We start from the raw sequence: 26388 nt of genomic DNA on the forward strand, positions 1-26388 counted from the left end.
TCGACGGCATTCTGCGCCAGTTCACTGAGCCGGGGTCGCCAGAGGCTGTCAGGAAGCTGTTCGCTATACCGCTGATAACCAGTAAACAGCGTTGCGGCTTGCTGAATCTACTGATCGCCAGGATAGCCGAGACTCTCCGGTGGCAACTGCCCCGCGCCTTGCTGCCAGAATGGTTGGTTTAGCAGATCGCGTAAACTTTTTTGCAGCGCCAGAATGTCGGGGGAGAGCTGAAAATCACCCTGTGCGGATTGCGCGGTCAGCGTGGAAAAATGCAGTGGAGAGCGGTCAATCTGGGCCATCAACCGTTGACGTAATTGTTCCTCATCGTTGAGTAGTTCGTGAATAGCCGTCCTGTCGAGCAGACGCAGTGCCTGCGCCTGGGTAAGCAACGTGTCCAGGGCAAGCCGCGCAGGGGAGTGCGCCGCGTCCTGACTGAGACTATTGAGTGTGGTCAGGGCGTTTTGCAGTCGACTTATCTGCCGCATCAGCAGACGCACGAAATCCGCGTTAATCTCCCCGTCGCTGGTGAAAGTAAGCAGCAGGTCGTCGAGCTGTCCGGCATAGATCTCCAGACTGGCATTATCGTAGATTTGCTCCAGCCAGCGCCGGGTTTCGCGGATAAACTGTTCGCTATTGCGTTGGGTCAGTTCGCTGGCATCGGCCAGGTTCATCTGGCTCAAGGGGAGCGTGGCAAGCATTTCATTAAGCTCAGACGTGGCGGGCAGGGCAGCCACTTCCACATTAACGCCCCAGACGGTTGAAGAGACCTCAGCCAGTGTCTGCACCGTGGGGCGTTTGACCTGTGTCAGTTGCAGCAGCGGCAGATAGCGGGTCTCCATCTGCTTCGTCTGCTCAAGTAAAAACAGGATCCGCCGGTAACGCTCTTCCGCCAGCAGGTCGTCCCGTTCGCGCAGGCTATCGCCGCGCCTCGCGCTCTGATGTTGCACGCAGATGCTGTTGATTGCCGGTGCCAGCAGGCTGCGTAGGGTGGCGTGATGAAAGGTGGCGCTCAGTTTGCTGTCGGTACGGCTGAACAGCGAGCCCGGCCAGATGAACGAGCGAAAATGCCACTGCGGGACGTCATTCACCATCCGCCAGTACCGCGCGGCAGAACGTTCCCCGGGGGTATCGCCAGGAGCAATTTGCGTCGCGAGGCTTTGCAACTCGTTATGCAGCAACAGGGCGTTGGTATGCTGAGACGGCCAGCGCCAGATCATCACTACCAGCCAGACGACGCACAGTGCGCTGTAGCCCGCGAGAAGCGTAAAATGGCGGCGCAGATTAAGCCGCAGCAGGCGACGTACCGGCAGCGCCAGCCCGCGTTCCGCGAGGATTTTGTCACGCAGTAGAGGCTGGCAGAACGCCATCTGCGGTTTTTCGTTCGCCATATGATGTGCGACAAACCAGATCCCACGCAGGAGCGGCGGCTCATCGCGGGCATTGCTGCTCAGCAGCCCATCGAAACCGGCGTGTAGCGCCGCCGCCAGCGACGGAAAAAACTCTGGCAGGCGAAACAGCGATGCTGACGTCCTGCCCCTGAGCGCGCCGAGTTCAGTAACCGTCTGGCGCAGTGAGAAGCGGGTGTTTTCCAGCGCATCGTCAATCCACTGCGGTTTCCAGACGGCTTCCCGGGGACAAGAAATCGCGCTTCCGATGGCGTATCCCTGGGCCTGGGGCGGAAGTTGACGCAGTAGCGTTCGCACACCGTCCTGCGCTTCCATACCGCTGATCAACAGATAAATGGGCAGGCTGAGGCCGCAAACCTGCTGGATCTGCTGGCAGCGTTCTGACAGATAAGCGTATGCGTCCCCCTGTAACTCCGCGAGCGGCAGGGTCAGGATCAGCGCATCCAGCGGGCGCTGAGGGCGACTTTTCACCAGCGCCGCCACCATCTTTTGCCAGTCGTTCTGTCGGATCAGCCGAGTTTTCCCCGTGGCTTGCAGCGAATGCGGCGCGCAGAGCAGGCTGCACTGCGCGTTATACCACCACTGCCCGAACCAGGACTCCATACCGTCGGTTAACGACCAGGTGCGGCACAGCAGACGGTTGTCCTCCTCGTTGCCCAGCATCAGGATCCGGGTGCTGTCATAAGGATCCTGTCCGCCATTGGCGCGCTGGATCTCCTTTTGCGCGCGGATAAAAGCGTCGTTGCGATATTGCCATTGCCACCAGACGTACCAGAGCGTGACTGCCAGCAGCACCAGTACCACGATTGTAAGCGACAGCCACGGCTGCGTCATGGCGTCTCCTCCGGGCAGAGTTGAGTCGCGGAAAAGCCCGGTAGCGTATTCACGCCAAGGGCGTCTTCGAGGCCTAGCCACAGGTGTTGGCTCAGTAGTAACAGCGCCAGCAGCACGATCAGCGCAACCAGATGCAGACGGGAGTGATCGGGCAGACGGCGGCGGGGAGGCAATTGCAGTGGCGCCCCCAACGAGTCGGCATTCAGGCGTTCGACAATGTCAGCGGCCCGTGGGGCCTGCTGAAACGCAAAATGCCACAGTAACCGGCAGGTCTCCTGATGTGCCGTTTCATTGAAATCGTCGCGGTGAATACCAAAACCCAGCGTCAGGCAGCGTAAGTAAAGCGCGGCTAAATCGCGCTGGCCAGGAAGGCGTTCGCTGAGCAGGGCCTGAATGCGTTGCGGAAGGGCATCCCCCGCGCGATGCGTTTGCCAGAGGTGGTATTCCAGCGGGCACGCCTGCCACTGAAGGTGCGCAGGCCACGGCGTGTAGAGCACCGTCTCATCGATCAGGGCGACCAGCGCATACACGGCGGCATCGATCTGCGCCTGAAACGGACTGCCCAACTCCCGGTTGAGGCGTTGCGCGTAGTCCGAAACGACCTGATTACTCCAGGAGAATGCCTGTTGATACAACATTTCCGGTGCCTGCGTGCTGGTTTTCCAGTGTTCAAATTGCGTCAGCCAGCAGGTAAAAACCGTATCAAACAGACGGCTGGCGGGCATGTCAGTCGCCATCGGCATGGTGTTGCGCCTCCTGCCGATAGAGCATGATCTTCTCAGGACTGACGCTGGTCTTATGCAGTGGGGCGATGATCAGTGGGGCGTCGTGCTCAAACCATTGCGTGGTGAGCGTGAGGGTAAACAGCGCGATGGTGCTGTCGGTTTCCCACTCCGTCCGCTGTTGTGTCGTAAGCGGCGCGACGGACATGCCGTGCATGCGCTGGCGGCGTAAGATCGGCTGAAACGGCTGGCAGGCAATCAGCGACGACTGTAGCCAGTCGATCGCCGACAGCGGGCTGCCGTCAGGCATCAGGATACCGATCACCACCTGTTCGCCCGCGCGTATTTCATCAGGCAGCCTCAGGGAGAAGTCGTCTTCCCCGGGAGTAAAACGCAGTCGTAGTCGACGGCGGTGGATACATGCCAGTTGCGTGCGCAATAGCGTAAACAGCGTGGTAAATCCTGGCTGCATGTTTTCGTAGTCGAAGCCGGGAAGCCAGGGCAGAGGTTTATCCTGAGTCAGGACAGCGGTCTGACCGCAGAACAAACACAGTGTGCGAAACAGATCCACCGGATGGGACTTTCCACTGTTTACCAGACATTCCAGCAGCGGCAGCACGCCCTGAATACTTTGCAGGCAAAGCGTTAGCCAGAGCCAGTTGTGGGTATGGTCGTTCTGCCTGGCGAGCTGTGCTTCACGGCTGAGAAACAGGATTTTTTCTCTGGCCAGCAGACAAAGCTCACGAGCCTGTTGGCAGAGCGTGCTGCCCTCGACCACCTGAGGTGATGGGGGAAACCAGTCGTTGCGGCGAAATCCCCCTTCGGTGTAGACCACCTGGATCAGCGGCAGACAGAGGAGGTCGGCGCGTTCATGCTGGCTGACCAGGCGTGGTGCGGGCTGCCAACTGGCAATAGATTCGGGAAACTCTCCGCTGGATAAATCGGGCAGCGGTGCGCTGGTGATGGAACGAAAACGGGTGGTAAACGGCTGCCACTGACCGCCGCGGTTTGCCGACGGTAGCGCCAGCCAGAGGGTGTGTTCGCTGTCGGCCGTTGCCGGGAGCAGACGAGTGCAGTCAAATTCCAGCGGCGGATCGCGTTGGATATCGTAGTCAATGGGTAAGCCATCGGGCATGATCGCCGTCAGGCGTAAGAGCCGCAGAGTACCGGCGCAAAGCGCGGCATCGTCAATCTCCAGATGGTTCACGCCCCAGAACCACGGATTAGCATGACCTGCAAGCGCGGCGGCGAGAGTGTCATGACGCAGCGACTGCAACTGGAAATGCTGCGGTAACATCGCCATACCTTCATACCAGCAGACCATTGCCGGAATTGTCGTCATATTACTTTCCTTGTTCAGGTGACAGTATCGCCTCGTCCGCCATCAGTTGCAGATGCAGGGAGGTGATGTTGTCCAGCCGCAGACGGTGCTCGCCTTCGCTACGATAGCGGGCGAACAATAGCGTGGCTTCTGCGGGAGCACCGCTTAGCGGATTGTCATCAGCGCTAAAGCGGGAGCCGGGAACCAGTTCCAGAGACCAGACGTGCAAACCGCCAGGGTAATCGCGCTGTAGTTGCGCTCTGGCGTTAAACCACTGCGTTGCCGAAAGCGTCTGTACCACCGGCACAAGCGAGGCATCGGCAATGGCGACAATATCCACGGCGACAGGGGTGTTATCATTAGCGTGAGCAACGGTGTCGATGGTCACCGTCTTTAATTTCACCTGATTTGACCAGAATGAACAGCCATTATTAAGCAATGCTAAACAAGTAATAAATATTATTCGGGTCAAATGGCATCTGCCGTTAGTCATATAAATTCCTTTTATATCCTCGCTAAGAAAATAATTAATGGGGAGGTTTGTTTAGTTGATTTAAATCATTATTCGGTGTTAATCATTAAATAAACAGGTGAAAATAGAGTACGCCCGTAGGGTGAATATAACGTATGGAACATTCACTTCATCATCTGATTTCTTGTATTATATTGAATGATAAGACTTTTAACATTTTTACGTGACGTTGATCAACCAAGGGTATTCTTATCCGGTAAACAAAAATTGGTTGATATTTATTTTTCGTTGTGTTTTTTATAATAGCGATTGATTTTCTGAAATAATGCTTTCAAATAAAGATGCAGGCAGGATTGCATCAGGGATTCTTATTGCAAAAAGGACAAGTTATGGCAGAGAGTATTCAGCATAAACTCAGTCGTATTAGACCTCCGCGGGTACAAATTACTTATGACGTTGAAACGGGGGGAGCAATAGAAAAAAAGGAATTACCTCTTGTGGTCGGTATTTTAGCCGATCTATCCGGTCAGCCAGCCTCTCCACCTGAAAAGCTACGTGACCGGCGGTTTGTCGATATCGATCGTGATAATTTTGATGATGTGCTCGGGTCGATAGCACCTCGTCTGGCGCTCCAGGTGGAAAATCGGCTGGCGAATGATGACAGCAAATTCAACATCGAGCTTCATTTCAAAACCATCGAAGATTTCTCTCCTCTCAACATTATCGATCAAGTGAAACCCCTACAGCGTCTGTTTCTTGCCCGCCAGCGCCTGCGCGATCTGCTGACCAAACTGGATGGCAATGACGATCTGGATGCTCTGCTCCAGCAGGTGGTCAATGATAACGCTGAACTTCAGGCGTTGCGGCCAACAACAGAAGACAAGCCGGCAGAAAACGCCTAACCGAAGAGGAAAGAACAATGGAAACGGTTCAGGAACAGGCTGAAACGGGCGGTCAAACGGTCACGCTGAGCGTGTTGGATCGCATCATTCAGGAAGGGCGCATGGCGCGCGATGAGCTACAGCAGACCTATGCGCGCGACATGCTGGAAGAACTGGCGACGCAGATCCTTGATGAAGGTATGACGGTGGAAAGCGACACCGTCGCCATGATTAACCATCGTATCGCGCAAATTGACGCGCTCATTAGCGCTCAGCTTAACGAGGTGTTGCACCATCCGGATATGCAGCGGCTGGAGGCCTCCTGGCGTGGGCTTCACCAGTTCGTGATGAACACCGAGACCAGCTCCCGACTCAAGCTGCGTTTGCTTAACGTCTCGCGTAAAGCGCTGCAAAACGATCTCGAAAAAGCGGTGGAGTTCGATCAAAGCGCGTTGTTCAAAAAGTTGTACGAAGATGAATACGGTACTTTCGGCGGTAACCCGTATAGCGTACTGGTCGGCGATTATGAATTTGGTCGCCATCCGCAGGACGTGGCGCTACTGGAGAAAATTTCGCAGGTCGCGGCGGCGGCCCATGCCCCCTTTATTGCCTCAGCCAGCCCACGCCTGTTTGATATGGGATCGTTTGCTGAGCTGGGCGTGCCGCGCGATCTGGCGAAGATCTTCGAAAGTGCCGAGTTGATCAAATGGCGGGCATTCCGTGAGAGCGATGAGTCCCGCTATGTGACGTTAGTTTTGCCTCACGTATTGCAGCGCTTGCCTTATGGCCCGGATACCGTGCCCGTGGAAGGGGTCAACTTCATTGAGGACGTCAACGGTCTGGATGCCAGTAAGTATCTGTGGGGCAACGCGGCGTGGAAGCTGGCAAACCGGATCACCGATGCCTTTGCGCTGTACGGCTGGTGCGCGGCGATTCGCGGTGCGGAAGGCGGCGGTTTGGTGGAAGATCTCCCGGCGCATACTTTCAGCACCCCATCCGGCGACATCAGTTTGCGTTGTCCGACGGAGATTGCCATTACCGATCGCCGCGAAAAAGAGCTGAACGATCTCGGTTTTGTTGCTCTGTGCCACAAGAAGAACAGCAACACGGGCGCTTTTTTTGGTGGCCAAACCACTAATCAGGCACGGATCTACAACACGCCGGAAGCCAATGCCAACGCACGCATTTCCGCGATGCTGCCATACATTCTTGCCGCTTCCCGCTTTGCCCACTATCTCAAGGTCATTATGCGCGACAAAGTCGGCAGTTTTATGAGCCGCGACGAGATTGAAAGCTACCTCAATAACTGGATTGCCGACTACGTTCTGCTGCGCGACAGCGCGCCGCAGGAGATCAAAGCCCGTTACCCGCTGCGCGAAGCGCGGGTTGACGTCAGTGAAGTCCCCGGCAATCCGGGTGTTTATCGTGCCGTCGTTTTTCTGCGCCCGCATTTCCAACTGGAAGAGTTGACCACCTCAATTCGTCTGGTTGCTGAGCTGCCACCACCGGCAGTTGCCTGATTAATAAGGAGATAAATCATGGATGCTATTTTTTTAAAACTGGACGATATCAAGGGTGAAAGTCAGGCTGATGGCTTTAACGATCAGATTGAGATCATGTCCTACAGCCACAACGTGGCGATGCAGGTGACCAACGATGTCAGCAACACCGAACGTACCTCCGGGCGTGCGCACGTGGGGGAGATGTCGCTGACCAAGTTTGTCGATCTCGCCACCCCGGTACTCAACGAATACTGCTGTAGCGGCAAAATGATCAAAGAAGCAAAGCTGACGCTGTGCCGCAATGATGACGGAAAAATGCTGCCTTTTATCGTCTATACCCTGACCAATGTCGTCATCTCTCACCTGAGCGTAAGCGGCGGGTCCGGCGGTAAACCGGTCGAAACGATGTCGTTGAATTTCACCAAAATCAAATGGGAAATCACCGCGCAGAAATCGGAGGGGACCCAGCAGGGAACCAGTTCTTCGGTCTGGGATATGACGATGAATAAGAAAGGGAGCTAATGATGAGCTCCTCCATACCGGTTGCGTTACTCGACAGGCTGGCTGATGAGACTATCTCACCACGCGAGTCGGTCTACCGGGAATTGCGCAGGTTGTTCAATACCCGCGCGCCGAAGGACGCTGAATCACTCCCCGCGCTGCTCGCCTGGGGCGTTCCCGAATGGCATGGCATCAATGCCGATGATGATCGGGTGCTCGACTGGTTCTGTCGCCAGCTCAGACGCACGATTTTGCATCTTGAACCCCGCATTAAAGCATTGACGGTCAGTGTCAAAGAGGCGCATCACGCCACGCTGGCGCTCCATCTGGAAGCGCAACTGTGGGATGACGATGCGCTGTTGGCGCTGGATCTGACGTATCAAAATGGTCGTTGGCGGTAAAGCCAACAGGAGAGAACGATGGACGACAGGTTGCTGGAGGATTATTTGCAGGAACTCCGGTGGTTGCGTGCCGCCAGCGGTGAATTTTCCCGCCAGCATCCGAAGATCGCCGCTCGCCTGCGTTTAAGCGAATTTGACTGTCCCGACCCGCATGTCGAGCGGCTGCTGGAAGGGTTCGCGCTGCAAAGCGCGCGCCTGAACCAGCGGCTGGACGAAGGGTTTAGCGAACTGAGTGAATCGCTTCTGGAACTGCTCACCCCGCATCTGCTGCGCCCCTATCCCTCATTTGCCACCGCCCGCTTTACGCCCGATCCGCTGGCGGGCGATCTGACGCAGGGCTACTCGCTGCCCGCTGGCACGCCGCTGTACGCGCTGACGGCAGAGGGTGAAACGGTCTGGTGGCGTACCGCATTGCAGCATACGCTGTGGCCGGTCGCGATCGATGACCTCGCCTGGCTCGATGCGAGTGCGGCTCGTCAGGCGTGCGGGTTAAGCCAGGCGCAGGGCGCATTGTCGCTTCGTCTTCGTTGTTTACCGCCCTGGCAGTTTTCCACGCTGACGATGCGCACGCTGCGCATTTATCTGGGGGGTTCTCCGCAGATTAACGCCGCGCTTTTTGACCTGCTGTATGCCCACGCGATAGGCCCACAGCGTCCGCAGCCGGTAGGGCTCGAAAATGCGGAGCACCTGCTGGCGAGCGAGCCAGGCGTCGAGTCAAGCGGGCTGGCGTTGAGCGCCTGGATGCACTGCCCGCAGGCGCTGATGTATTTCGACTTGCCGATCCCGCAGACCCAGCACGGCGACACGATGACGCTCTGCATTCCTTTTCGTCGCGCCCCGGACACGGCGCTGCATCTGACACGGGACGATGTGCGTCTCGACTGCGTACCGGTGGTAAATCTGTTTACGCGAACCTCGGAGCCGCTGCCCGTCGGGCACACGCACAGCGAATACCGGCTGGTCGCCGATCTCTACGACAAAGAGATGCAAATCTACCGCATTGCGCAACTGTGGATGAGCCGACGCGATGAAGCCTGGCCAGTGCCACCCTATTACGGTGCGCAACAGCATGCTGATGCCCGTTGGTTCTGGCATGCGCGGCGACATTATCGGCAGGAGAACGATCTCTGGCTGACGCTGGTGGACAGCCGTTTTGATCCCTTTGCCGCCGATGAAGAGGCCACGCTGACGGCAACGCTTCTGTGTACCAACGGGGAGTGTGCATCGTCGCTGATGGCAGGAACCCCGCTGGCCTTTGATTTTCCGGGGCCGATAGCTCAGGTCTGTTTGCTGGGCACGCCGACGGATCCGGGTCAGTCCGTAAGGCAGCGGAACGCGCGCTGGAAGTTGGTTTCCTCACTGGTACTTAATCATGTGTCGCTGACCGAAGGCGACGAGGCGCTGGCATCACTAAAAGAGATGCTCTCTCTGTATGCCTCTTCAGGAGAATCGGTGGCAGTCTGGCAGCAGATCGACGGCATTCGCGCGATGCGCTGCGAGCGGGCCAGCGAACATTCTGGTCGTGATGCATGGCGCGGCTGGCGTAACGGTATTCGGGTCACGCTGACGCTGGATCCTCAGGCGTTCACCGCCAGCAGTCGCCTGCTTTTTGCTGCAATTATCGCCCGTTTTCTGGCGCATAACGCCACGGCAAACTGCTTTGTACATACCGTATTACAGGATGACAGTGAGGAGATCCCGCTATGGCGCGATACCGATCCCACCCGGCCGATAGTGTGATAGCGCAACTTCGGCGCGAACCTTGGCGCTTTTCGCTGGAGCAGTGCGTCCGGTTACTCGAACTGAGCGGCGTGTCGCCTGAACTGCGCGGTGAGCGGGGACTGACCTTTGCCCCGGCGGAGATTGGCCGTTTGCAGGGGGCATGCGTGCAGGTGCGAAGCCTTGGTCTGGGCGGCGCGGACGGCGTTTTACCCTACGGCGTGCTGGAGGCGCTGCCGCAGGCGGCGCAGGATTTCCTCAGCCTGTTTGAGCAGCGGTTGATTGAACACGACTGCCGGAGCCGAAGCGCATATCGACTGGTGACGCCTTATGCCCGGCGAGAGCAGGCGGCAGGGGGAGAACTCATGCAGGCGCTGTGTGGCTTTTTGACCACGTCGCGTCCGGCGCAGGTGTCGTTATCGCTGATCCAAAGCGGTCTGTTGGCAAACCGCAGGCGTTCCGCCGCAGGATTCGTCGCACTGGCGGCGGCGATGATGAACATCAGCGTGTCGGTGGAAGAGTTTGCGGGGCGCTGGCAGGTACTGCCTGCCGATGCGCAGAGCCGCACCGGCTGTCGGCTGGGGCGCAACAGCGTGGCGGGTCGCCATGCCTGGCATCAACACGCGGGCATCCGGCTCCATCTGATCGCCAGCAGTGCCGCGCAATGGCGCACGTTTTTACCCGGGGGCGAAGGCTTCACCACGCTGAGCTTTGCCGGGCGCCTCTGGTTTGGCGCGGCAATTTCGCTGGAGCTTGTCATGCGTGGGACGTTGACGCTCGACACCTGTCTTTCACGCGCGCGGCCTCCGCGCCTGGGGCGTACCGCACAGCTACAGGGGCGCAAAGCGTCGCCGTGCTGCTGTCGTCTGTTTTTCAGGGAGGATGAACATGGATTTAAAAGCGTTAGTACAACGACTGAACCCGAATTGCTTTCGCGCGCTGGAGCTGGCGGCTGAACGGAGCCGGGCGCAGGGACACTGGTTTGTTGAACCGGAACATTTGCTGCTGGCCCTGCTGGATGAGGAACAGGGCGATCTGACCTGTTGCCTCGGGGAGGCGGCGATCCCCGCGGATCGGCTGCGTGAAGAGATTCAGCGCACCCAGGCGCAGTTTAAAACCGGCTGTACGCGCATGCCGGTATTTTCCGTCCAGCTAGTGGAACTGCTGGAAGGGGCCATTCTGCTGGCGACCTTCCAGGGTCTTGCGCAGGTGCGGTCGGCGTTGCTGCTGCTGGCATTGCTGACCCGCGAACGGCTGCGTAGCCAACTGGCGCAGGGGATGCCGTTGTTGCTCGGTATCCAGGCCATCACGCTGGAAAACCAGTGGCGGAACTGGTGCCGACTGTCCGTGGAGGAGCGAAACGCGCCGCAGTCTGACGATCGCCCTGACCATGAAAGCGGCGTACTGGATCAATTTACCCACGACCTGACCCGCGATGCCCGCGAGGGGCGGATCGACCCGATCATCGGTCGCGATAGCGAGATCCGTCAGTGTATCGACATTCTGCTGCGCCGTCGGCAGAACAACCCGATTCTGGTCGGCGCGCCTGGCGTCGGGAAAACGGCCGTTGCCGAAGGGCTGGCGCGACGCATTGCTGAAGGCAGCGTGCCGCCGCCGCTGCGCGACGTGGCGCTGCTGGCGCTCGATCTCGGCCTGTTGCAGGCGGGGGCAGGCGTGAAGGGTGAATTTGAGCAGCGGCTTAAAGGGGTGATTGACGCAGTCAAAAAATCCCCACTGCCGATCGTCCTGTTTATCGACGAAGCTCATACGCTGATTGGCGCGGGTGGCACCGAGGGCGGCAGCGACGCCGCCAACCTGCTGAAACCGGCCCTGGCGCGCGGTGAGCTGCGAACTCTCGCGGCGACCACCTGGCAGGAGTACAAGAAATATTTCGAGAAGGATCCCGCGCTGGACCGGCGCTTTCAGCGTATCCAGATTGAAGAACCGGATGAGCATCGCGCGGTGGTGATGCTGCGGGCGGTGGCCGACAAGCTGGAAGCGCATCATGGCGTACAGATCCTCGACAGTGCGATTCGCGAAACGGTGCGCCTGTCGCAGCGCTACATCTCCGGACGACAGCTGCCGGATAAAGCCATCAGCGTGCTCGACACCGCCTGCGCGCGCGTGGCGTTGGCGCAGCATGACGTGCCGCCTGCGCTCGAAGAGATCCGCCAGCAACGGGCGGCCATCGACGAAGAGGGACAACGGCTGAATCGCGAGCTGCTGGTGGGCGTTGATCATCACGACCGGCTGTGCGAGCTGGAGGTGCAGGCGGAGAAACTCCAGATTCAGGCGCGGGAGGTGGAAGGGCGCTGGCAGGATGAGCGCCAGCGGGTCGGCGAGCTGCTCGCTGCCCGTCAGCGGATGCTGAATCTGAGCGAACGGCCCGATGAAGATGACGAAGAACTGGAGCAGCAGTTGGTGGAGTGCGCGGCGCTGATTAGCAAGCTGGAAACCGCCGCCGCGCAGCTGCGAGAGGAAGTGCCGCTGGTGGCCGATTGCGTAGACGCCGCCACCGTCGCCGCCGTGATTAGCGGCTGGACGGGGATCCCGCTCGGGCAGATGCTGACCGATGAAGCCCACGCCCTGCGTACGCTGGTCGAGCGGATGAGCGAACGGGTGATGGGACAACAGGCGGCGCTGGAAACCATTGTTCAGCGCCTGCGCGCATACCGCAGCGGCCTGACCGACCCGCAGAAGCCGGTCGGTGTGTTCCTGCTGGTGGGGCCGACCGGCGTCGGCAAAACTGAAACCGCGTGTGCGCTGGCCGATGCCCTGTACGGCGGCGAACGTAACCTCATCACCATTAATCTTTCCGAGTATCAGGAAGCGCACACCGTCAGCCAGCTCAAAGGCGCGCCGCCGGGTTACGTCGGCTACGGCAGCGGTGGGGCATTAACCGAAGCCGTACGCCGTCGCCCCTATTCGGTGGTGCTGCTCGACGAAATCGAAAAGGCGCACCCGGACGTGCTGGAGGCGTTTTATAACGTTTTCGATAAGGGCGTAATGGAAGACGGCACCGGGCTGATTGTCGATTTTAAAAATACAGTGATGCTGGCAACCAGCAACGTTGGCGCGGAGCTTATTCTCGACACGCCAGCTTCTGAATTAAACAGCGAGCGGTTTAATGCGGCATTGCGCGAGGAGTTATTAACACATTTCCGCCCGGCGTTTTTAGCAAGGATGACCACGGTGGCCTATCGCGCGTTAGATGAAGAAATATTAAAAGGCATTGTGCTGGCGAAATTGGAGAAATTAGCACAGCGATATTTTGTGGCGACGGGGGAGCGGTTAACTATGGATGAGGGGTTAATCGCGCGCGTTATGGAAAAATGCCAGGGCGCAGGAGCCAGGGATGTGGAAAACCTGGTGGTTGGGGAAGTTATGGGGCGAAATGATTGAACAGAGTACTATCTAAGTGGAGATGATATGAAATCTTTTTGGAAAAAATTAAGAAATATCACGACAGGTATTAATAGTATTGGTGATATAACGCTTCAAGGTCATATTCTACAAAGTGAGTACGATCCTATCTTGAACACGCCAAGAGTCATTAAGGTTAGAGCAACACCGTTTCTTCATAATCCAGGATATGCTTTATCTGAAACACAAGAATATGGACCTGATATTGAAAATGTTTTCTGGCTTCCTTGGTTAAATTATCGAGTTACTTATGCTGCCAGAGCTCAATACGAATACAGCAAGTCTTGTAATTTTTTTATTACTTCCGCTCTAACAGGTTGTCGTTTTACTGTTACACCTGATTTGGTACTACATGTTGCTCACGGGGCAATTGGAAGTACAGTATTTACTCGCACTGGCGCTGAGGAAGATATAACAGGAGCACGTCATCAAAGAACTCGGAGATTATCAATTTCACATGATAATCCTCCGAATGATATTTGTTATGGTATTAATGGCATACCCCACAGAACTTTAGTTTTTGGTGTAAAGCTGTTTGATGGGGTATGGACATATAAGATATTTAAATCCTTTCCTGCACCAGGAAGCTGGGAAACTATTTTATAGCTCAGAAGCTAAAGTATAATTTCACCTGATAAGTTGTATCATAAAAAGTAGGCCCGATAAGCGAAGCGTCATCGGGCATTACGTACCCTGCAAATATAAAAGGACTTTATTCATGCCAGACAATATCCTCAAACTCACCGCGAAGCTAACTGGCCTTACCGCCGCAACCGCGCAAACCGATTCTCAACTTAACGGCCTGACCATCGCCACGGTTACCGTAACCACCTCTGCGCCGTTAACGCTTGATACCGCGCTGGCGACCCATCTTACCGCCACCATCAACAACGCCGACTACGACGGGCTGATTGCGGAGATTTACCAACTGCCCGCGACGCGCAACGCTGACCGCTATCAGTTTGTGCTGCGTCCCTGGCTGTGGTGGTTGACGCTTTCCAGTAACAACCGCGTGTTTCAGAACCTCAGCGCACAGGAAATTGTCGGGAAGGTATTTAAGGACGCCGGATTTACCGATTATAAATTTCAGCTCAAAACCACACCGGCAAAGCGCGAGTACTGTCTGCAATACAACGAAAGCGATTTTAATTTTGTCTCGCGGCTGCTGGAGCAGGAGGGAATTTTCTGGTTCTTTACCCACGCAGCAGGCAAGCACACGCTGGTGCTGGCGGATGACAACAGCGCATTCCCGCCCATCCCCGGCGAGAAAAAGGTGAAGTATCAGGCGGCGCAGAGCGGTGAGCGGGAAACCGGGGCGATTCGCTCGGCGGCGCTGCGCGTGCAAGCTACCGCGCAGGGGTTTCAGACCAGCGATTTCAACTACGAGCAGCCGAAGGCTGCGCTCTTTTCGCAGGCGGGTGAGAAGAAAGGCGGGGTGCATTATCAGCATCCGGGGCGGTTTAGCGTTAAAGCCGACGGTGACGCGCTGGCGGCATGGAAGGTTAACGCCCTGACGTCGCAGGCGAAGCAACTGGTAGGCGAAAGCGACTGCGCGGCGTTAACGGCGGGCCACTGGTTCACTCTGACCGATCATGATGATAAGACGCTCAATACCGACTGGCTGGTCACTGCCGTCACCCACGACTACGACGGCGAGCACTACCGCAACCGCTTTACCGCCATCCCGAAGGCCACATGCTATCGACCGCAAAGCAGCACGCCGAAACCGGTTATGCACACGCAAACGGCAACGGTGGTCGGCAAGCAGGGAGAGGAGATCTGGACCGACAAACTCGGGCGGGTAAAAGTGCAGTTTCCGTGGGATCGGGAAGGCGAACGTGATGAAACCAGCTCCTGCTGGCTGCGGGTCGCCACCGCCTGGAGCGGTAACGGCTTCGGTACACAGTTTATCCCCCGCGTCGGCCAGGAGGTGGTGGTGAGCTTTATCGATGGCGAGCCGGACAAACCGCTCGTCACCGGCTGCGTCTATAACGGCGTCAACGCGCTGCCCTATCCGCTGCCGGCGAGTCAGACCCAGTCCGGCATTAAAACCCACAGCGAAAAAGGGTTTAACGAACTGCGCTTTGACGACAAAAAAGACGCCGAACTGCTGGCAATGCAGGCGCAAAAGGACTTCCAGCTTATCGTGCTGAACGACAGTAGCACGACAGTCGGCCACGATGAAATCCACAGCGTCAAAAACGACAGCACCCGTACCGTTGAAGAGGGCAACGAAAGCGTCACCCTGAAAAAGGGGAATCGCACGGTGAAAATCGAAACCGGCAGCGACACGCTGGAGGTGAAAGAGAAGCGCAGCGTGACGGTGAAAGGCGATCAGGAACACGCGGTGGACGGCAATGAGACGCACAAAGTGAAGGGCAACTACACGCTGAACGTCGACGGCAACCTGACGATTAAGGTCAGCGGTACGCTCACGCTGGAAAGTGGTAAAACGTTGACGGTGAAGAGCGGGACGGATCTGAAAGCCAGTGCGGCCACGAGCCTGAATCTTGACGCTACCAGTATCGCCAGCGATGCGAAGGGTTCGCTCACCCAGAAAGCTGCAACGATAAGCCAGGAGGCGAAAGCCACGCTGACCAGCAAAGCCAGCGCAGCGCAGACTCTGGAGGGAGGCGGGATGCTGACGCTCAAGGGCGGGATGGTGAAGATTAACTAATGAGTGAGCTTCTGGAATATCAGCAGGACGCCACCCGGCTACAGGCTGCCCTGACGGACGGCCTGCTCTGCGGAGAGATGCAGATTGAGGAGCATGGGCGTCGACTGGTGGCGATGCACTATCAGCAGGGCATTCTGCACGGCGTTACCGAAAGCTGGCATCCTAATGGCCAACTGGCGATGCATCAGGAATATCATCACGGCAGATTGCAGGGGGGGGCGCGCTACTTTAGCGAAGAGGGCGTGCTGATCCGTGAAGAGCACTGGCGGGAAGGGCAACTGCACGGCGAATGCCGCTGCTTTTATCCGTCCGGGCAGATGCAGATGCGTGAACAGTGGCAGGACGGCCTGCGTCATCAACAGAGTGAACAGTTCTATCCCGATGGGGCCTGCGCCATGCGACAACAGTATGTCCACGGCCGCCTGGTTCACGCCCCCGAGCGCTGGTTGCCGGATGGCCGTGCCATCAATGCCAGGGGACAACCCCAGTCGCGGTTCAGCAAATGGACGGAGCATCTGTAGGCGCGATCGCGCAAGATCAATGAAAGGTATGAAACACCACGCGCAGACTACGACTTTCCTGTTATGGAGCGCGGCCGCAGAGTTCATAAAAATTAGTGTTACCCCCGCCAGTTCGTCATCGTTTTGTACGGGCGGCCTTCTGCGGCCTGCATAACTGTGTTTGCGTAAAGGTGATGATATATGGTTGATCGAATGTACGTTCCGCCACTGGCTTCACGACGGGTGAAGCGAACCCAAATTCGCTCACGTGATAAATGGGCTGAAACGGATCTGTTTGTTGAGCAGGGCGTCAGGTATTTCTTCCGTGTCACCGGTAAGTGGTGCGATATGAGCCATTGCTGTGACGCGAACGGTTACACCGTCGGCTATCTGAATTTTGCCCGAATCTGGCTGCGGTGCCGTCACGATCCTGCGACCTGGTTTACCCTGATTGGTACCATCGACAAATCAACCGACACGATGTTTGTGATTGGCGATGGTGCCCGACTCAATAACGGCTGGATTGCGCCCCGCAGCGGTGAGCTGGTGGTCTTTGCGAATGATATATCGGGGATGTACTGGAATAACTTTGGTTCAGTCGTACTGGAGGTCTGGCGGTGAAAAGCGAAGTCAATATCACCCGCTAATTACGCAGTCACCTTGTGGCGTAAAATTTAATGTACAAAAACAGTCGGTATTTGTGCGTTTCATCAGATTCTTACCATAAGTGGGCAAATCACATCTCTTAAAATTGATAAATATCAATTAAGACACACTTAATTTGCGTCGTTAAAAAATGTCCTTATTTACGACTTGTTTACTTTTTTTGCGTTAACGGTCGGGGTGGTACGACGTCTGATGACAAAAGTGACTTACTGCGTTAGCGAAAATAATTGAAAGAGATCGTCGTAACGCACTCTAAAAAAGCCCGTTATTGTTCTTAATGTAAACATTTATCTCAGAAGTAACTTATTGGCGAATAGGAATTTTCAATAATTACTCTGAATGATTGGGCTGGAGGAGGGGGCGCGAAATGCACTGAATTAACCTTTGCATGGCAATAAACCCTGACATCATTAGCCTGCTATGTGTTATCTTTCACTTGAAACAGCGTTCCATTTCAAGGTGTTTTCTTAACATTTCCATCACCCGACTGCTGAAATTATGTGCGTTGACTTGTTATTCGGCCAACTGCATATTCCTCCCCTGTTAAGACGAAATAGCCTTCAGGAGCTGACGATGCCTTCCCGTGATTATCCCGATACCCGTAAAGCCAGAGGAACCCGTTCTAAAGATATGGTGCTGTTAAGTGCCCGTGTTGAAACCACGCTTTGGGACTATGTTCGGACACTGGCCTTAGAAACGCGTAAAAGCAAACAGGATATTATTGCCGAAGCGCTTATGCTGCATCGCACCGCCAATGAAGGCGGTCGTGATTAAGTGCGGACAGCTTTTACAGGATGATATTGTTACCACTCTGGCGCGCTAATTATGTATGACGATCGCCGCATTAGGGCCGTTGGCGCATTTCGTTGATGTGACACACCAACAAACGCTTTTGTTTATAGAATTGCAGCGCGCTGATCGTCGCGGCGAGAAATAACGCCAGCGCACCGCACAGCGTGGCATCGGTAATGGCCTGCGTGCCGCTGCCCAACAGCGTGGTTAACAGCGGCCCCAGGATCTGCCCGATGCCGTAGGTTAACGTGACAAAACCCAGCAGATTGAGGTTTCCCGGCACAATAAGCTGGCGCGCGAGGGTCATAACCAGCGACGTGGTACCCATAAACGTCGCGCCAAATCCCACGCTGCTCAGCACCAGCAACAGCGGAGAGCCGCTGGCAAGTGTCAGAAGCACACAGGCAGCCTGAATCATCAGGTTCGCCGTCAGACATTGCAGTACTCCCCAGCGTTTCGCAGCCCACAGCCAGGCGAAGCAGCCCGGTATGATTGAGATGCCAACCAGCGTCCACAGATGCACCGTCAGCAGCGGTGAACCGGCGTCTTTTGCCATCAGCGGCAAATAGGTTGCGACGATGATGTAGCCAAATCCGGCCAGACCGTAGAGCAGCGCCAGCAGCCACCAGCGCATCGGCTGTGGCTCGTTTTTTGCCTGTGTTGCGGCAGGCAGCGCGTGAGCGCGGGACGGAAGCAGCAGCGCCAGCAGAATCGCCAGCACGGCGGAGAAGATCGCCGCCCCGATCCACAGCGTGTGGGAAGAGAGCGCAAAGTGCAGCCCTGCAATCACGTACTCGTTACCCAGCGCAATTCCGACGCCGACGCCAGAAAACAGCGAGGCAATGACAAAAGGATTGCGGGTATGTTGCAGCACCAGCGTGGAACCAAAGATCAACATCCCGGCGCTGGCGACGCCTGCCAGAAAGCGTACCAGCATCACCACCCCCGGCCCGGAGAATAGCGCCATCGCGAGGATCAGTCCGCTGGTCGCCACCGCTGAACTCAACAGCATAGGGCGTAAACGTCCAGGCAGATGAAAAAGCCCGAAGGAGAACAGCAGGCTGCCGGCCAGGTATCCCGCATAGTTGACGCTGGCTATCCACGACAGTTCGGAAAACGTGAAGCGCCCCTCGGCCAGCAGCACCGGCAGCATGGGGGTATAGAGAAAACGGCCAATCCCCATGCCCAGCGCTAATACCATCATCCCGAAAAGGGCTGTGCTGAGTGAATATCGGTCTGCGATGTGCTGTGGCTGGCTCATGCCGTACCCATTGTTATTCGTCGAGTGAGAATTGCGAGAGTAACAAATTTATAACAAATGGGTAAGGCTGCGGGTGAATTATTGTGCGGCGTCAGATGTGAAGCGGTAAAACAGGTTAGGCTCTGCAACCATAAACAGCGATCCCTGGTTATCCATCGCGATCCCTTCAGCCTGCTGTATGGTGCGCGCCAACCCGTGATGGCCTTCGGTTAACGTCATGACGCCGATAACTTCGCCGTCGATTTTGACCTCTTTGAGCACGCGGGATTCGTGAGAAAGGATCAGCAGGCTATTCTTTCGCGCATTAAATTCCGCGCCTGAAATATCTTTTACATTAAGCTGTTGTTGCAGAGTATTGTCTTTGCCAATGGTTAAATTGTCATTATTGAGCAGCCCCGTCACTTTATAGATCCCAATCGGTCTCTTTTCTTTGAAAAACCAGAATGTCTCTTTTTCTCGTGACCACGCGAGTCCTTCAAAGCCGTCGTTTGTTGGGGTTTCATACAGATCAAGCTTCAACTTTTTGATGATGTTCACCTGTGACTGCGCATTGAGCGTAATGACGTAAATGGAATAATCACTTTCATCGCTGATGACAAACGTGTCGTCACCAATGAACTCGATGGTTTCCAGATCGCGAATAAAATCGAGCGGGATACTCCGCAGCAGTTGACCCTGTTTGGTCAATTCAATAATCGTGGCAGGTTTATTGATCGTGCTGAACAACGTATCACTTTTATCCGACCAGGTGAGTGAGGAGACATTTTTTTTCACGCCAGCGATCGTTTTGCCGTCTATTGTTGCGCGATAGTCCGCAAGGGAGTTGTTGTCGTCGTCGGGCGTGGCACCACCGGATACGACATAACTCATTCCTGCAATGAATAGAGTAAGAAGAAGCATAACTCGCAGAGATGAGTTCAGGTATCGGGTGGACAATCTCATTATTCTTCCCTAAATAAAATCAAAGCCATTAAGGGAGAAAGTATAAAGATTAATCTTAATGAATCCTTAAACCTGCGCTAATGGGGGGAAATTTATCGCGATTTAGCGGATCAACGCGATAGCGCGTCAAAGGTTGCCACACATTGCCAGTCGCCCGACTCAAGGCGGTAGATAGATTCTGTATGGCCGGGGATGACCCACCGTGCTTCTTCCCCGGGCTGGCAATGCAGGTGGACGCACAGCCCGCAACCTCCGCGCAACTGGCGGGGAATATCAGCGACCCGAAAGCTCATGCCTGCGGCCTGCAACGCTTTGCGGGTCTGGATCACGCCTACCGTCGAATGAAACAAGAACAGATATTCCGTCATCCGCGCTTTCTCTGTCGTTGACCAATTAACGCCGCGCCAATGGCACCGGCAAACTGCGCATCCGGGTGGGTGTGTACCGGGATGCCGACATGGCCTTCCAGCATGCGGGCAAAGGCCATACAGTGGCTGACGCCGCCGGTAAACAGCAGCGGCCCCTGTGAGGAGAGTCGACCGATGAAGTTGGCGCTACGCCGCGCCATTGCGTTGATCACGCCCGCGAGAATGGCTTCCGGGGCGATACCCGCAGAGCGCAGGCTAATCACTTCAGATTCGGCAAAGACGGTGCACATGCTGCTGATGGCGTGTGGCGCAACCCCGGCGGTTATGCTGTCGAGTTGCTCCACGCTGGCGCCCAGGGTTCGCGAAATGACTTCCAGAAAACGTCCGGTGCCTGCCGCGCATTTGTCATTCATCAGGAAGTCGGTGAGGTTACCGTCGTCATCCAGTTGAATAACCTTGCTGTCCTGTCCGCCGATATCAATGACCGTGCGGGTGGCGGGAGCCAGTAGCCGCGCGCCCAGTCCGTGACAGGAGATTTCTGTTACCTGCTTGTCGGCAAAATCAACCAACTGGCGACCATAGCCGGTTAAGGTCAGGTATGGCCGCGTTTCCAGACCTTGTGCGAGAACGTCCCAGGCCTCGCGGATGGCATCGGCTGGCCGGAATGGCGTCGGGCACAGGAAGCGGCGCTGAATCACGCCGCCAGCCAGTAAAACGCCTTTGGTCGCCGTCGAGCCGGAATCAATCCCTATCGAATACGTCACGCCGGCTCCTTACAGCATTTCAATAAAGGCCGCGACGCGGGTGCTGAGCTGGCCGATATCCGAGGTGGAGTAGTCGGTTTCAATGGCGATATAGGGAAGGTTGTGCTGCTGACGAACATGACGCTTAATGGCCAGTGACTCAACGGCATAGGTATGACAGGCCTGCAAAATCACGTCCACCACGCCGTCCGCCTGGTACTCTTCCACCATCTGGCTGAGCAGCGTCAGGCGCTGCTCGTTTGGAGAGATGCACGAACAGCCGATGGCGAGATATTTGTCGGTGAGCGAGTCGTATACGTCGCCGGTTTCCGCGACGCACTGCTCGGTCGCCTTCGCGCCGGTGCAGTTTTCGTATCCCACCACCCAACCGCCGTTTTCTTCAATGGCGCGTACCACTTTTTCTGCCGCTCCGCCAATCGGGCAACCGGTGATCAGAATGCGTGGACGGGCGTCCAGTCGTTTACCGTCTTGCCACGCCTGGCGCACCCGTCCGGTCATGCTGTCCAGTTCGTCGATAAGGGCTTCTTTATCAAAGCGGAAGGTCGCACCATACACCACTTTCAGGATGTCGCTGCCGCTCAATGCGGGGGGATTAAGCTGACCGAGACGATAGAAATTCGCCAGCGCGCGGCGTTCACGGTTTTTGAGGACGATGGCTTCGCGCAGTGCCGCTTCGGTTACCGGCGTCCCAAAGCGCGCTTCCACGGCCTGTTGCAGGCGCAGAATTTCTGCTTTCCACAGTGCGCGGGAGGCGGCATCCTGGCTGCTGTTTGGCAACTGCATGACGTGAACGGCTTTGAACTCAGCCATGTACTCATACATTTTCTTTTTGCCGTCGCAGGTGGTTTCACCCACGACCAGGTCAGAAAAGTAGAAATAGGGACATTTGTCAGTTTTGCCGAAGCCGTAGCTGCTTTTGATCAACGGGCAGAGGTTGCGCGGCAGATCCTTTTCGGCCTCTTCGATGGTTTCGTCGGACGTTGAACACAGCGAGACCACCACCGCCCCCGCCGCCATTGGGATCTCCTGCGGCATGAAGGTGCAATAGGTCCCCACCAGCGGGATACCCTGCTCTTTGAGATCCATCACGGTGAGAAAGCCTTTCTGGCGGGCTTCAGAAAACTGGTCGAAAATGGCGGGTAGATCGGTGATAAGCGACATGGATTTTCCTTCCCCGTGACACGGGAGATGTTAAAAGTGCTCGCATTATAACCATGTCATTGTTGTGGGTTTATTGATCTCCCGCCAGGTAAGGCACTATAAAATCTTCTTCAGATCCATCTCTTCCTGGATGCGCTCGTTCCAGGCAAGATGCGTGCGAATCGCCTCCTCAATGCCCGCGTTGTAGTACGCCGGCCCCAGTTTTTCGCTAATAAAATCAATAAAAAACTCGGCGTCGAACTGTTCCAGCTCCAGTTCGAAATGGTCGCGGCAGTAGTCTCTGAGCGCCTCGCGCAGACCGTCGCGTTCCGCCGGGGACAGGGTAATGTCAGCCATTTTTTCTCCTTAAAAAGTGGACAGTGCGGGCAGCAGTGAGGGGATCTGCGACAACAGATATAGCACCAGCCCGATCGTCCCGCCCACCAGCGTGCCGTTGACGCGGATAAACTGCAAATCTTTACCGATGTTAAGTTCAATCTGTCGTGACATATCGCGGGCATCCCAGCTTTTCACCGTGTCGCTGATGTGGCGGGTCAGGAAGGCGGCAAACTCCGGTGCTACCCGATGGGCGGCCTGTTCCAGGTGGCCGTTGAGCGAGGCGCGCAGCGCATCGTCGGCAACCAGCGTTTCGCCAAACCACTGTCCGGCATGGGCGATTCGCTGTTTCACCCGGGAATCCTCGGCGTTGATATCATTCTTTAACCACTGGCGTAAATCCGCCCACAGCTCGCCGAGATAGCGGTTAAAGGCCTCATCTTCTTTCAGGTAATCCTTGATGCTTTCCGCCCGGTTCGCCATCTGCGGATCGTTTTTCAGTTTGTCGATGAGCCTGAAGGTGGCGCGATCGAAGGCGTGGCGGATCTGATGGGCGCGATCGTGGCTGATATCATCAAGCAGTGAGTTCACCGCCTCTGACACCAGCTCGGCACTGTGTTCGCCCAGCCACTCGGTAGGTAAAATTCGGGCCTTCAGCGGGTGTTCGGTCTCCAGCCAGTGGACGATCTGCCGGGCGATAAAGGTCCGGGAGCTGTCGCGCTGGAGGAGTGCGATCAGTTGGGCGATCAGCGTGTCGAGTAACTCCTGATGACGATCGTTTTTGGTCATGCTTTCCAGCATCAGGGCGCTGGTGCCGGAGAGATCGACCTTATCGATCGCCTTATGCACCGCACGTTTTAGCAGGCGCTGGATACGGGCATCATCGGTCAGTTCCAGAAAACCGCTCATGATCTGCAACAGATGCTGTCCGACCCGCCGGGCGTTTTCCGGTTGGCTGAACCAGTTTCCGATCAGTAGCGCTGGCTCGTGGCGGCGGATTAGCGCGACCAGGGACTGGGTGTCGAGGAATTTCTCCTGCACGAACTGGCCCAGATTCTCGCCGATCCGGTCTTTATTGCGGGGAATAATCGCCGTGTGCCGCGAAATGAACGGGAGAGGGACGCGGCGAAACAGCGCCACCACCGCAAACCAGTCCGCCAGCGCACCGACCATCGCCGCCTCGGCAATGGCTTTGATCCCGCTGACCCAAAAGCCGGGCGGCAGGAAGAGGGTGATGACGAATGTGGTAGCCGCGATCAGCAGCAACGAGAGCGCCAGCAGTTTGGCGCGTTTGAGTTCAGCGATTTTATTCATAGGGTTAAGGATAGAGCCAGACGGGGGGATCGTGCAAAAACAACCGGGATCAGCCGGGGATCCAGTTGTCCCACGCCGGCAGCGTCCCTAACTCCTCGACCAGAAAATCAATAAATGAACGCACCTTCGGGTTGCTGTATTTGCTGGGGAAATAGAGCGCGTAAAGGGTGTGCGTTTCGCAGGTGATGGTGCCATCAAGCATCAGCGGGGTGATCTCCTCTTTCTGAATATGATCGCCAATCAGATAGGTGGGCAGATAGGCGACACCCTGATCTTCCAGTACCGATTTCAACAGTACCAGACTGCTGTTCGCCTGGATAGGCATATGCAGTTTCAACTGATGCAGGCGATCCTGCTCGTCGGCAACCTTGAGAACGGGGGTCAGGCCGGGGTAAACCAGACAGTCGTGATCCACCAGATCGGTACGCCGCAGCGGCATCCCTTTCTTCGCGAGGTAACCGGGAGACGCGCAGTACGCCCAGCGGATCGGCACCAGTTTACGCATGGCATAGTTTTGCGGTGGCGCGGTGGAGATGCGCAGCGCGATATCGAAATCCGTGTCGTTCAGATTGACGAAGTTATCGTTGAGATCGATATACAGATTCACATCCGGGTACTGGGTGCGATATTTGTCCACCAGATTGACCAGTCGGGAATAGCCGAAGGCAATCGAGCAGGTAATGCGTAATTCACCCTGCGGATTGTGATAATAACCAGAGGTGGTATTTAGCGTTTCATCAAATTCTTTCAGTAATTTATTGGCCCGGTTAAATAAATATTGCCCGGCGTCGGTCAGCGTAATACTGCGGGTCGTGCGCTTAATTAATGTTGTCCCCAGCGTATCCTCCATTGCCGCCAGACTTTTACTGACCGCCGACGGTGACACGTTAAGTTGCACCGCGGCTTCAGATAATCCTCCGCAGTCCACAATCCGGACAAAAAATTCTAAATGCTTGAGAGAAATGGGTGTGCTCATTGTTTCCTTTTGCTCACAAGTGATTTGCAAAAACGGTACGAATAGGCCGTTACATTGGGTTTTGAAACATGTAACTATTGAACCACAGGAAACGACCTACACACAAAATGAAAAAATAACAACTTAAGTGAGTTGCGTCACAAATAGTAAGGAGGCAAAAACAGAACGTCGCCAAATTGTGAATTTACTCTCATTTAATTCCATTTTTATAAAAGGTACCGATTATGTGGACACGACTCGAACCCTACAAATCGTCAATTATTTTATTACTTGCTCTGGTTGCAGGTGGTTTATTAGGGATTTATGCACCCGCGTTTGCCAGTAAACTTCAACCGATAGGTCAGATTTTCCTGAACCTGTTATTTATGATTATCGTCCCGCTGGTGGGAATCAGCGTAATGTCGTCCATCGCCAGTATGACCGACCTGAGACGCTTAGGGCGAATTATGGCGATTATCTTTATCGTTTCCATCGCAATGGCGTTTATTCCCGCTGCCGGTATCGTGGCGTTAGCCCTGTGGTACAACCCGGCACAGGGGGTCACCATCGATCTTTCGCAGTCCGTGCAGGCGGGCAGCGGCAAGATGGATTTTGTCAGCATGATCACCACCAACGACTTTATTGGCCTGTTTTCTAAATCGAATATCCTCGCACTGATCGTGATGGCGATCATCGCCGGGATCGCGATTGGTCAGTCAGAACAGGCGGGCAAACGCATTGCCTCGCTGCTGGAGGATGCCAACACCGTCATTATGAAGATCGTATCGATCATCATGAAGGTCGCGCCGCTGGGACTCGGCTGCTACTTTGCGGCCACAATGGCCAGTCAGGATTCCGGACTGTTGCTCACCTTTGCCCGGGCAATTGGCCTGTTCATGGTTGCCACGCTGGCTTACTACATTTTCGGTTCTATTCTTTACTCTTACATTGGCGGCGGCGTACCGGCAGTGAAGGCCTTCTGGCGTCACGCTATCGAGCCTTCCGTGACGGCACTGGGCACTTGCTCTTCGCTGGGAACGCTGCCGGTGACTCTGCGCGCGGGCAAAGCGATGGGGATTAACCCGGAAATCGTGGATGTCTCGATCCCGCTGCTGGTCAACCTGAATAAGGGCGGCGTGGCGATGATCGCGGCGCTGAAGATCGTCTTTATCTACTCGGTGCTGGGGATTCCATTCACGACGGAAACTTTCTTCCTGACCATGCTGATCGCCGTGCTTTCTGCGATTATCGTCGGCGGCGTGCCGGGCGGGGCGTTCCTCGGGGAGATCTTTATCGTTACGACGCTGGGGTTGCCGATGGAAACCATTCCTATGTTAGTGGTGCTGGGCACCATTACCGATGCGCCAGCGACGCTGATTAACGTGATTCATGATTTGAATGCGGCACAAATTGTAGAACGCTTCTCCGGGAAAAAATCGGTGAATGCAGAGATAGATGCGACGGCTACGGTAGCCGAGGTTTAACGCAGAA

The 26388-nt window shown here is 55.9% G+C and carries 25 protein-coding genes; 13 read left to right on the forward strand and 12 right to left on the reverse strand.

The features are described 5' to 3' along the window. Positions 1 to 107: 107 nt before the first annotated feature. From I6L53_RS23590 to I6L53_RS03120, 4 genes are read right to left on the reverse strand one after another with little or no spacing between them, the layout of a single operon-like run. Positions 108 to 2240: a type VI secretion system protein gene (locus I6L53_RS23590; RefSeq protein WP_247751669.1), complete on the reverse strand. Its 2133-nt coding sequence runs from the start codon at positions 2238 to 2240 to the stop codon at positions 108 to 110. Beyond that, a complete protein-coding gene (locus I6L53_RS03110; RefSeq protein ID WP_042321834.1) occupies positions 2237 to 2983 on the reverse strand; it encodes a DotU family type IV/VI secretion system protein in 747 nt (248 codons plus the stop codon). The genes I6L53_RS23590 and I6L53_RS03110 overlap by 4 nt, the downstream gene beginning before the upstream one ends. Next, positions 2967 to 4304, reverse strand: coding sequence for a type VI secretion system baseplate subunit TssK (gene tssK / locus I6L53_RS03115; protein WP_042321837.1), 1338 nt, complete (start codon positions 4302 to 4304; stop codon positions 2967 to 2969). Before tssK ends, I6L53_RS03110 begins: the two co-directional genes overlap by 17 nt. Position 4305: 1 nt before the next feature. Continuing rightward, entirely contained in the window at positions 4306 to 4686 is a 381-nt protein-coding gene (locus tag I6L53_RS03120; RefSeq protein ID WP_225934963.1) for a T6SS protein Cts2N, read from the reverse strand. A gap of 458 nt (positions 4687 to 5144) precedes the next feature. Between I6L53_RS03120 and tssB the strand changes: the two genes are divergently transcribed. The 12 genes from tssB to I6L53_RS03180 all read left to right on the forward strand — a co-directional run bounded on the left by tssB (position 5145) and on the right by I6L53_RS03180 (position 17799). Next, positions 5145 to 5657, forward strand: a complete 513-nt coding sequence (gene tssB / locus I6L53_RS03125) for a type VI secretion system contractile sheath small subunit (protein WP_042321839.1) — start codon at positions 5145 to 5147, stop codon at positions 5655 to 5657. 17 nt (positions 5658 to 5674) lie between these two features. Further along, positions 5675 to 7156 carry a type VI secretion system contractile sheath large subunit gene (gene tssC, locus I6L53_RS03130; RefSeq protein ID WP_042321842.1) on the forward strand — a complete coding sequence of 494 codons (1482 nt, stop codon included), beginning with the start codon at positions 5675 to 5677 and terminating at the stop codon, positions 7154 to 7156. An 18-nt stretch (positions 7157 to 7174) separates the two neighbouring features. Further along, positions 7175 to 7660: an Hcp family type VI secretion system effector gene (locus I6L53_RS03135; protein WP_042321844.1), complete on the forward strand. Its 486-nt coding sequence runs from the start codon at positions 7175 to 7177 to the stop codon at positions 7658 to 7660. Next, complete coding sequence (gene tssE / locus I6L53_RS03140) at positions 7660 to 8040, forward strand: type VI secretion system baseplate subunit TssE (RefSeq protein ID WP_042321848.1); 381 nt, start codon at positions 7660 to 7662, stop codon at positions 8038 to 8040. The genes I6L53_RS03135 and tssE overlap by 1 nt, the downstream gene beginning before the upstream one ends. A gap of 18 nt (positions 8041 to 8058) precedes the next feature. Continuing rightward, complete coding sequence (gene tssF, locus I6L53_RS03145; RefSeq protein ID WP_042321851.1) at positions 8059 to 9780, forward strand: type VI secretion system baseplate subunit TssF; 1722 nt, start codon at positions 8059 to 8061, stop codon at positions 9778 to 9780. After that, positions 9744 to 10715: a type VI secretion system baseplate subunit TssG gene (locus tag I6L53_RS03150; protein WP_084196625.1), complete on the forward strand. Its 972-nt coding sequence runs from the start codon at positions 9744 to 9746 to the stop codon at positions 10713 to 10715. The genes tssF and I6L53_RS03150 overlap by 37 nt, the downstream gene beginning before the upstream one ends. Continuing rightward, positions 10648 to 13161, forward strand: coding sequence for a type VI secretion system ATPase TssH (gene tssH / locus I6L53_RS03155; RefSeq protein WP_042321853.1), 2514 nt, complete (start codon positions 10648 to 10650; stop codon positions 13159 to 13161). Before I6L53_RS03150 ends, tssH begins: the two co-directional genes overlap by 68 nt. A gap of 27 nt (positions 13162 to 13188) precedes the next feature. Further along, on the forward strand, positions 13189 to 13788 hold the full coding sequence (locus I6L53_RS03160) for a hypothetical protein (protein ID WP_139155873.1): 600 nt from the start codon (positions 13189 to 13191) through the stop codon (positions 13786 to 13788). Between the two features lie 112 nt (positions 13789 to 13900). Then, positions 13901 to 15859: a type VI secretion system Vgr family protein gene (locus I6L53_RS03165; protein WP_042321855.1), complete on the forward strand. Its 1959-nt coding sequence runs from the start codon at positions 13901 to 13903 to the stop codon at positions 15857 to 15859. Then, complete coding sequence (locus I6L53_RS03170) at positions 15859 to 16380, forward strand: toxin-antitoxin system YwqK family antitoxin (protein ID WP_042321857.1); 522 nt, start codon at positions 15859 to 15861, stop codon at positions 16378 to 16380. Before I6L53_RS03165 ends, I6L53_RS03170 begins: the two co-directional genes overlap by 1 nt. A gap of 180 nt (positions 16381 to 16560) precedes the next feature. Continuing rightward, on the forward strand, positions 16561 to 16980 hold the full coding sequence (locus I6L53_RS03175) for a hypothetical protein (protein WP_042321859.1): 420 nt from the start codon (positions 16561 to 16563) through the stop codon (positions 16978 to 16980). A 618-nt stretch (positions 16981 to 17598) separates the two neighbouring features. Beyond that, a complete protein-coding gene (locus tag I6L53_RS03180; protein WP_042321861.1) occupies positions 17599 to 17799 on the forward strand; it encodes a hypothetical protein in 201 nt (66 codons plus the stop codon). Between the two features lie 70 nt (positions 17800 to 17869). Here the strand turns inward: I6L53_RS03180 and I6L53_RS03185 are convergent, their stop codons facing one another. The 8 genes from I6L53_RS03185 to I6L53_RS03220 all read right to left on the reverse strand — a co-directional run bounded on the left by I6L53_RS03185 (position 17870) and on the right by I6L53_RS03220 (position 24918). Further along, complete coding sequence (locus tag I6L53_RS03185) at positions 17870 to 19078, reverse strand: MFS transporter (RefSeq protein WP_042321864.1); 1209 nt, start codon at positions 19076 to 19078, stop codon at positions 17870 to 17872. 78 nt (positions 19079 to 19156) lie between these two features. Then, entirely contained in the window at positions 19157 to 19948 is a 792-nt protein-coding gene (locus I6L53_RS03190; protein ID WP_042321867.1) for an SdiA-regulated domain-containing protein, read from the reverse strand. Between the two features lie 182 nt (positions 19949 to 20130). Then, complete coding sequence (locus I6L53_RS03195) at positions 20131 to 20388, reverse strand: putative Se/S carrier protein (RefSeq protein WP_072015731.1); 258 nt, start codon at positions 20386 to 20388, stop codon at positions 20131 to 20133. Then, positions 20385 to 21152 carry a putative 2-hydroxyacyl-CoA dehydratase activator YjiL gene (gene yjiL, locus I6L53_RS03200; protein ID WP_042321876.1) on the reverse strand — a complete coding sequence of 256 codons (768 nt, stop codon included), beginning with the start codon at positions 21150 to 21152 and terminating at the stop codon, positions 20385 to 20387. Before yjiL ends, I6L53_RS03195 begins: the two co-directional genes overlap by 4 nt. A gap of 9 nt (positions 21153 to 21161) precedes the next feature. Continuing rightward, positions 21162 to 22313, reverse strand: coding sequence for a double-cubane-cluster-containing anaerobic reductase (locus I6L53_RS03205; protein ID WP_042321878.1), 1152 nt, complete (start codon positions 22311 to 22313; stop codon positions 21162 to 21164). 96 nt (positions 22314 to 22409) lie between these two features. Further along, positions 22410 to 22649 (reverse strand): DUF2164 domain-containing protein, encoded by a 240-nt coding sequence (locus I6L53_RS03210; protein ID WP_042321881.1) that lies wholly within the window; start codon positions 22647 to 22649, stop codon positions 22410 to 22412. Positions 22650 to 22658: 9 nt separating this feature from the next. Beyond that, a complete protein-coding gene (locus I6L53_RS03215; RefSeq protein ID WP_042321887.1) occupies positions 22659 to 23942 on the reverse strand; it encodes a DUF445 domain-containing protein in 1284 nt (427 codons plus the stop codon). A gap of 49 nt (positions 23943 to 23991) precedes the next feature. Then, entirely contained in the window at positions 23992 to 24918 is a 927-nt protein-coding gene (locus tag I6L53_RS03220; protein ID WP_042321889.1) for a LysR family transcriptional regulator, read from the reverse strand. Between the two features lie 224 nt (positions 24919 to 25142). On the opposite strand from I6L53_RS03220, the gene I6L53_RS03225 reads away from it, so the two are divergent. After that, entirely contained in the window at positions 25143 to 26381 is a 1239-nt protein-coding gene (locus I6L53_RS03225; protein ID WP_042321892.1) for a dicarboxylate/amino acid:cation symporter, read from the forward strand. Positions 26382 to 26388 lie beyond the last annotated feature (7 nt).

It is taken from the genome of Citrobacter farmeri (assembly GCF_019048065.1).
GTDB lineage: Bacteria > Pseudomonadota > Gammaproteobacteria > Enterobacterales > Enterobacteriaceae > Citrobacter_A > Citrobacter_A farmeri.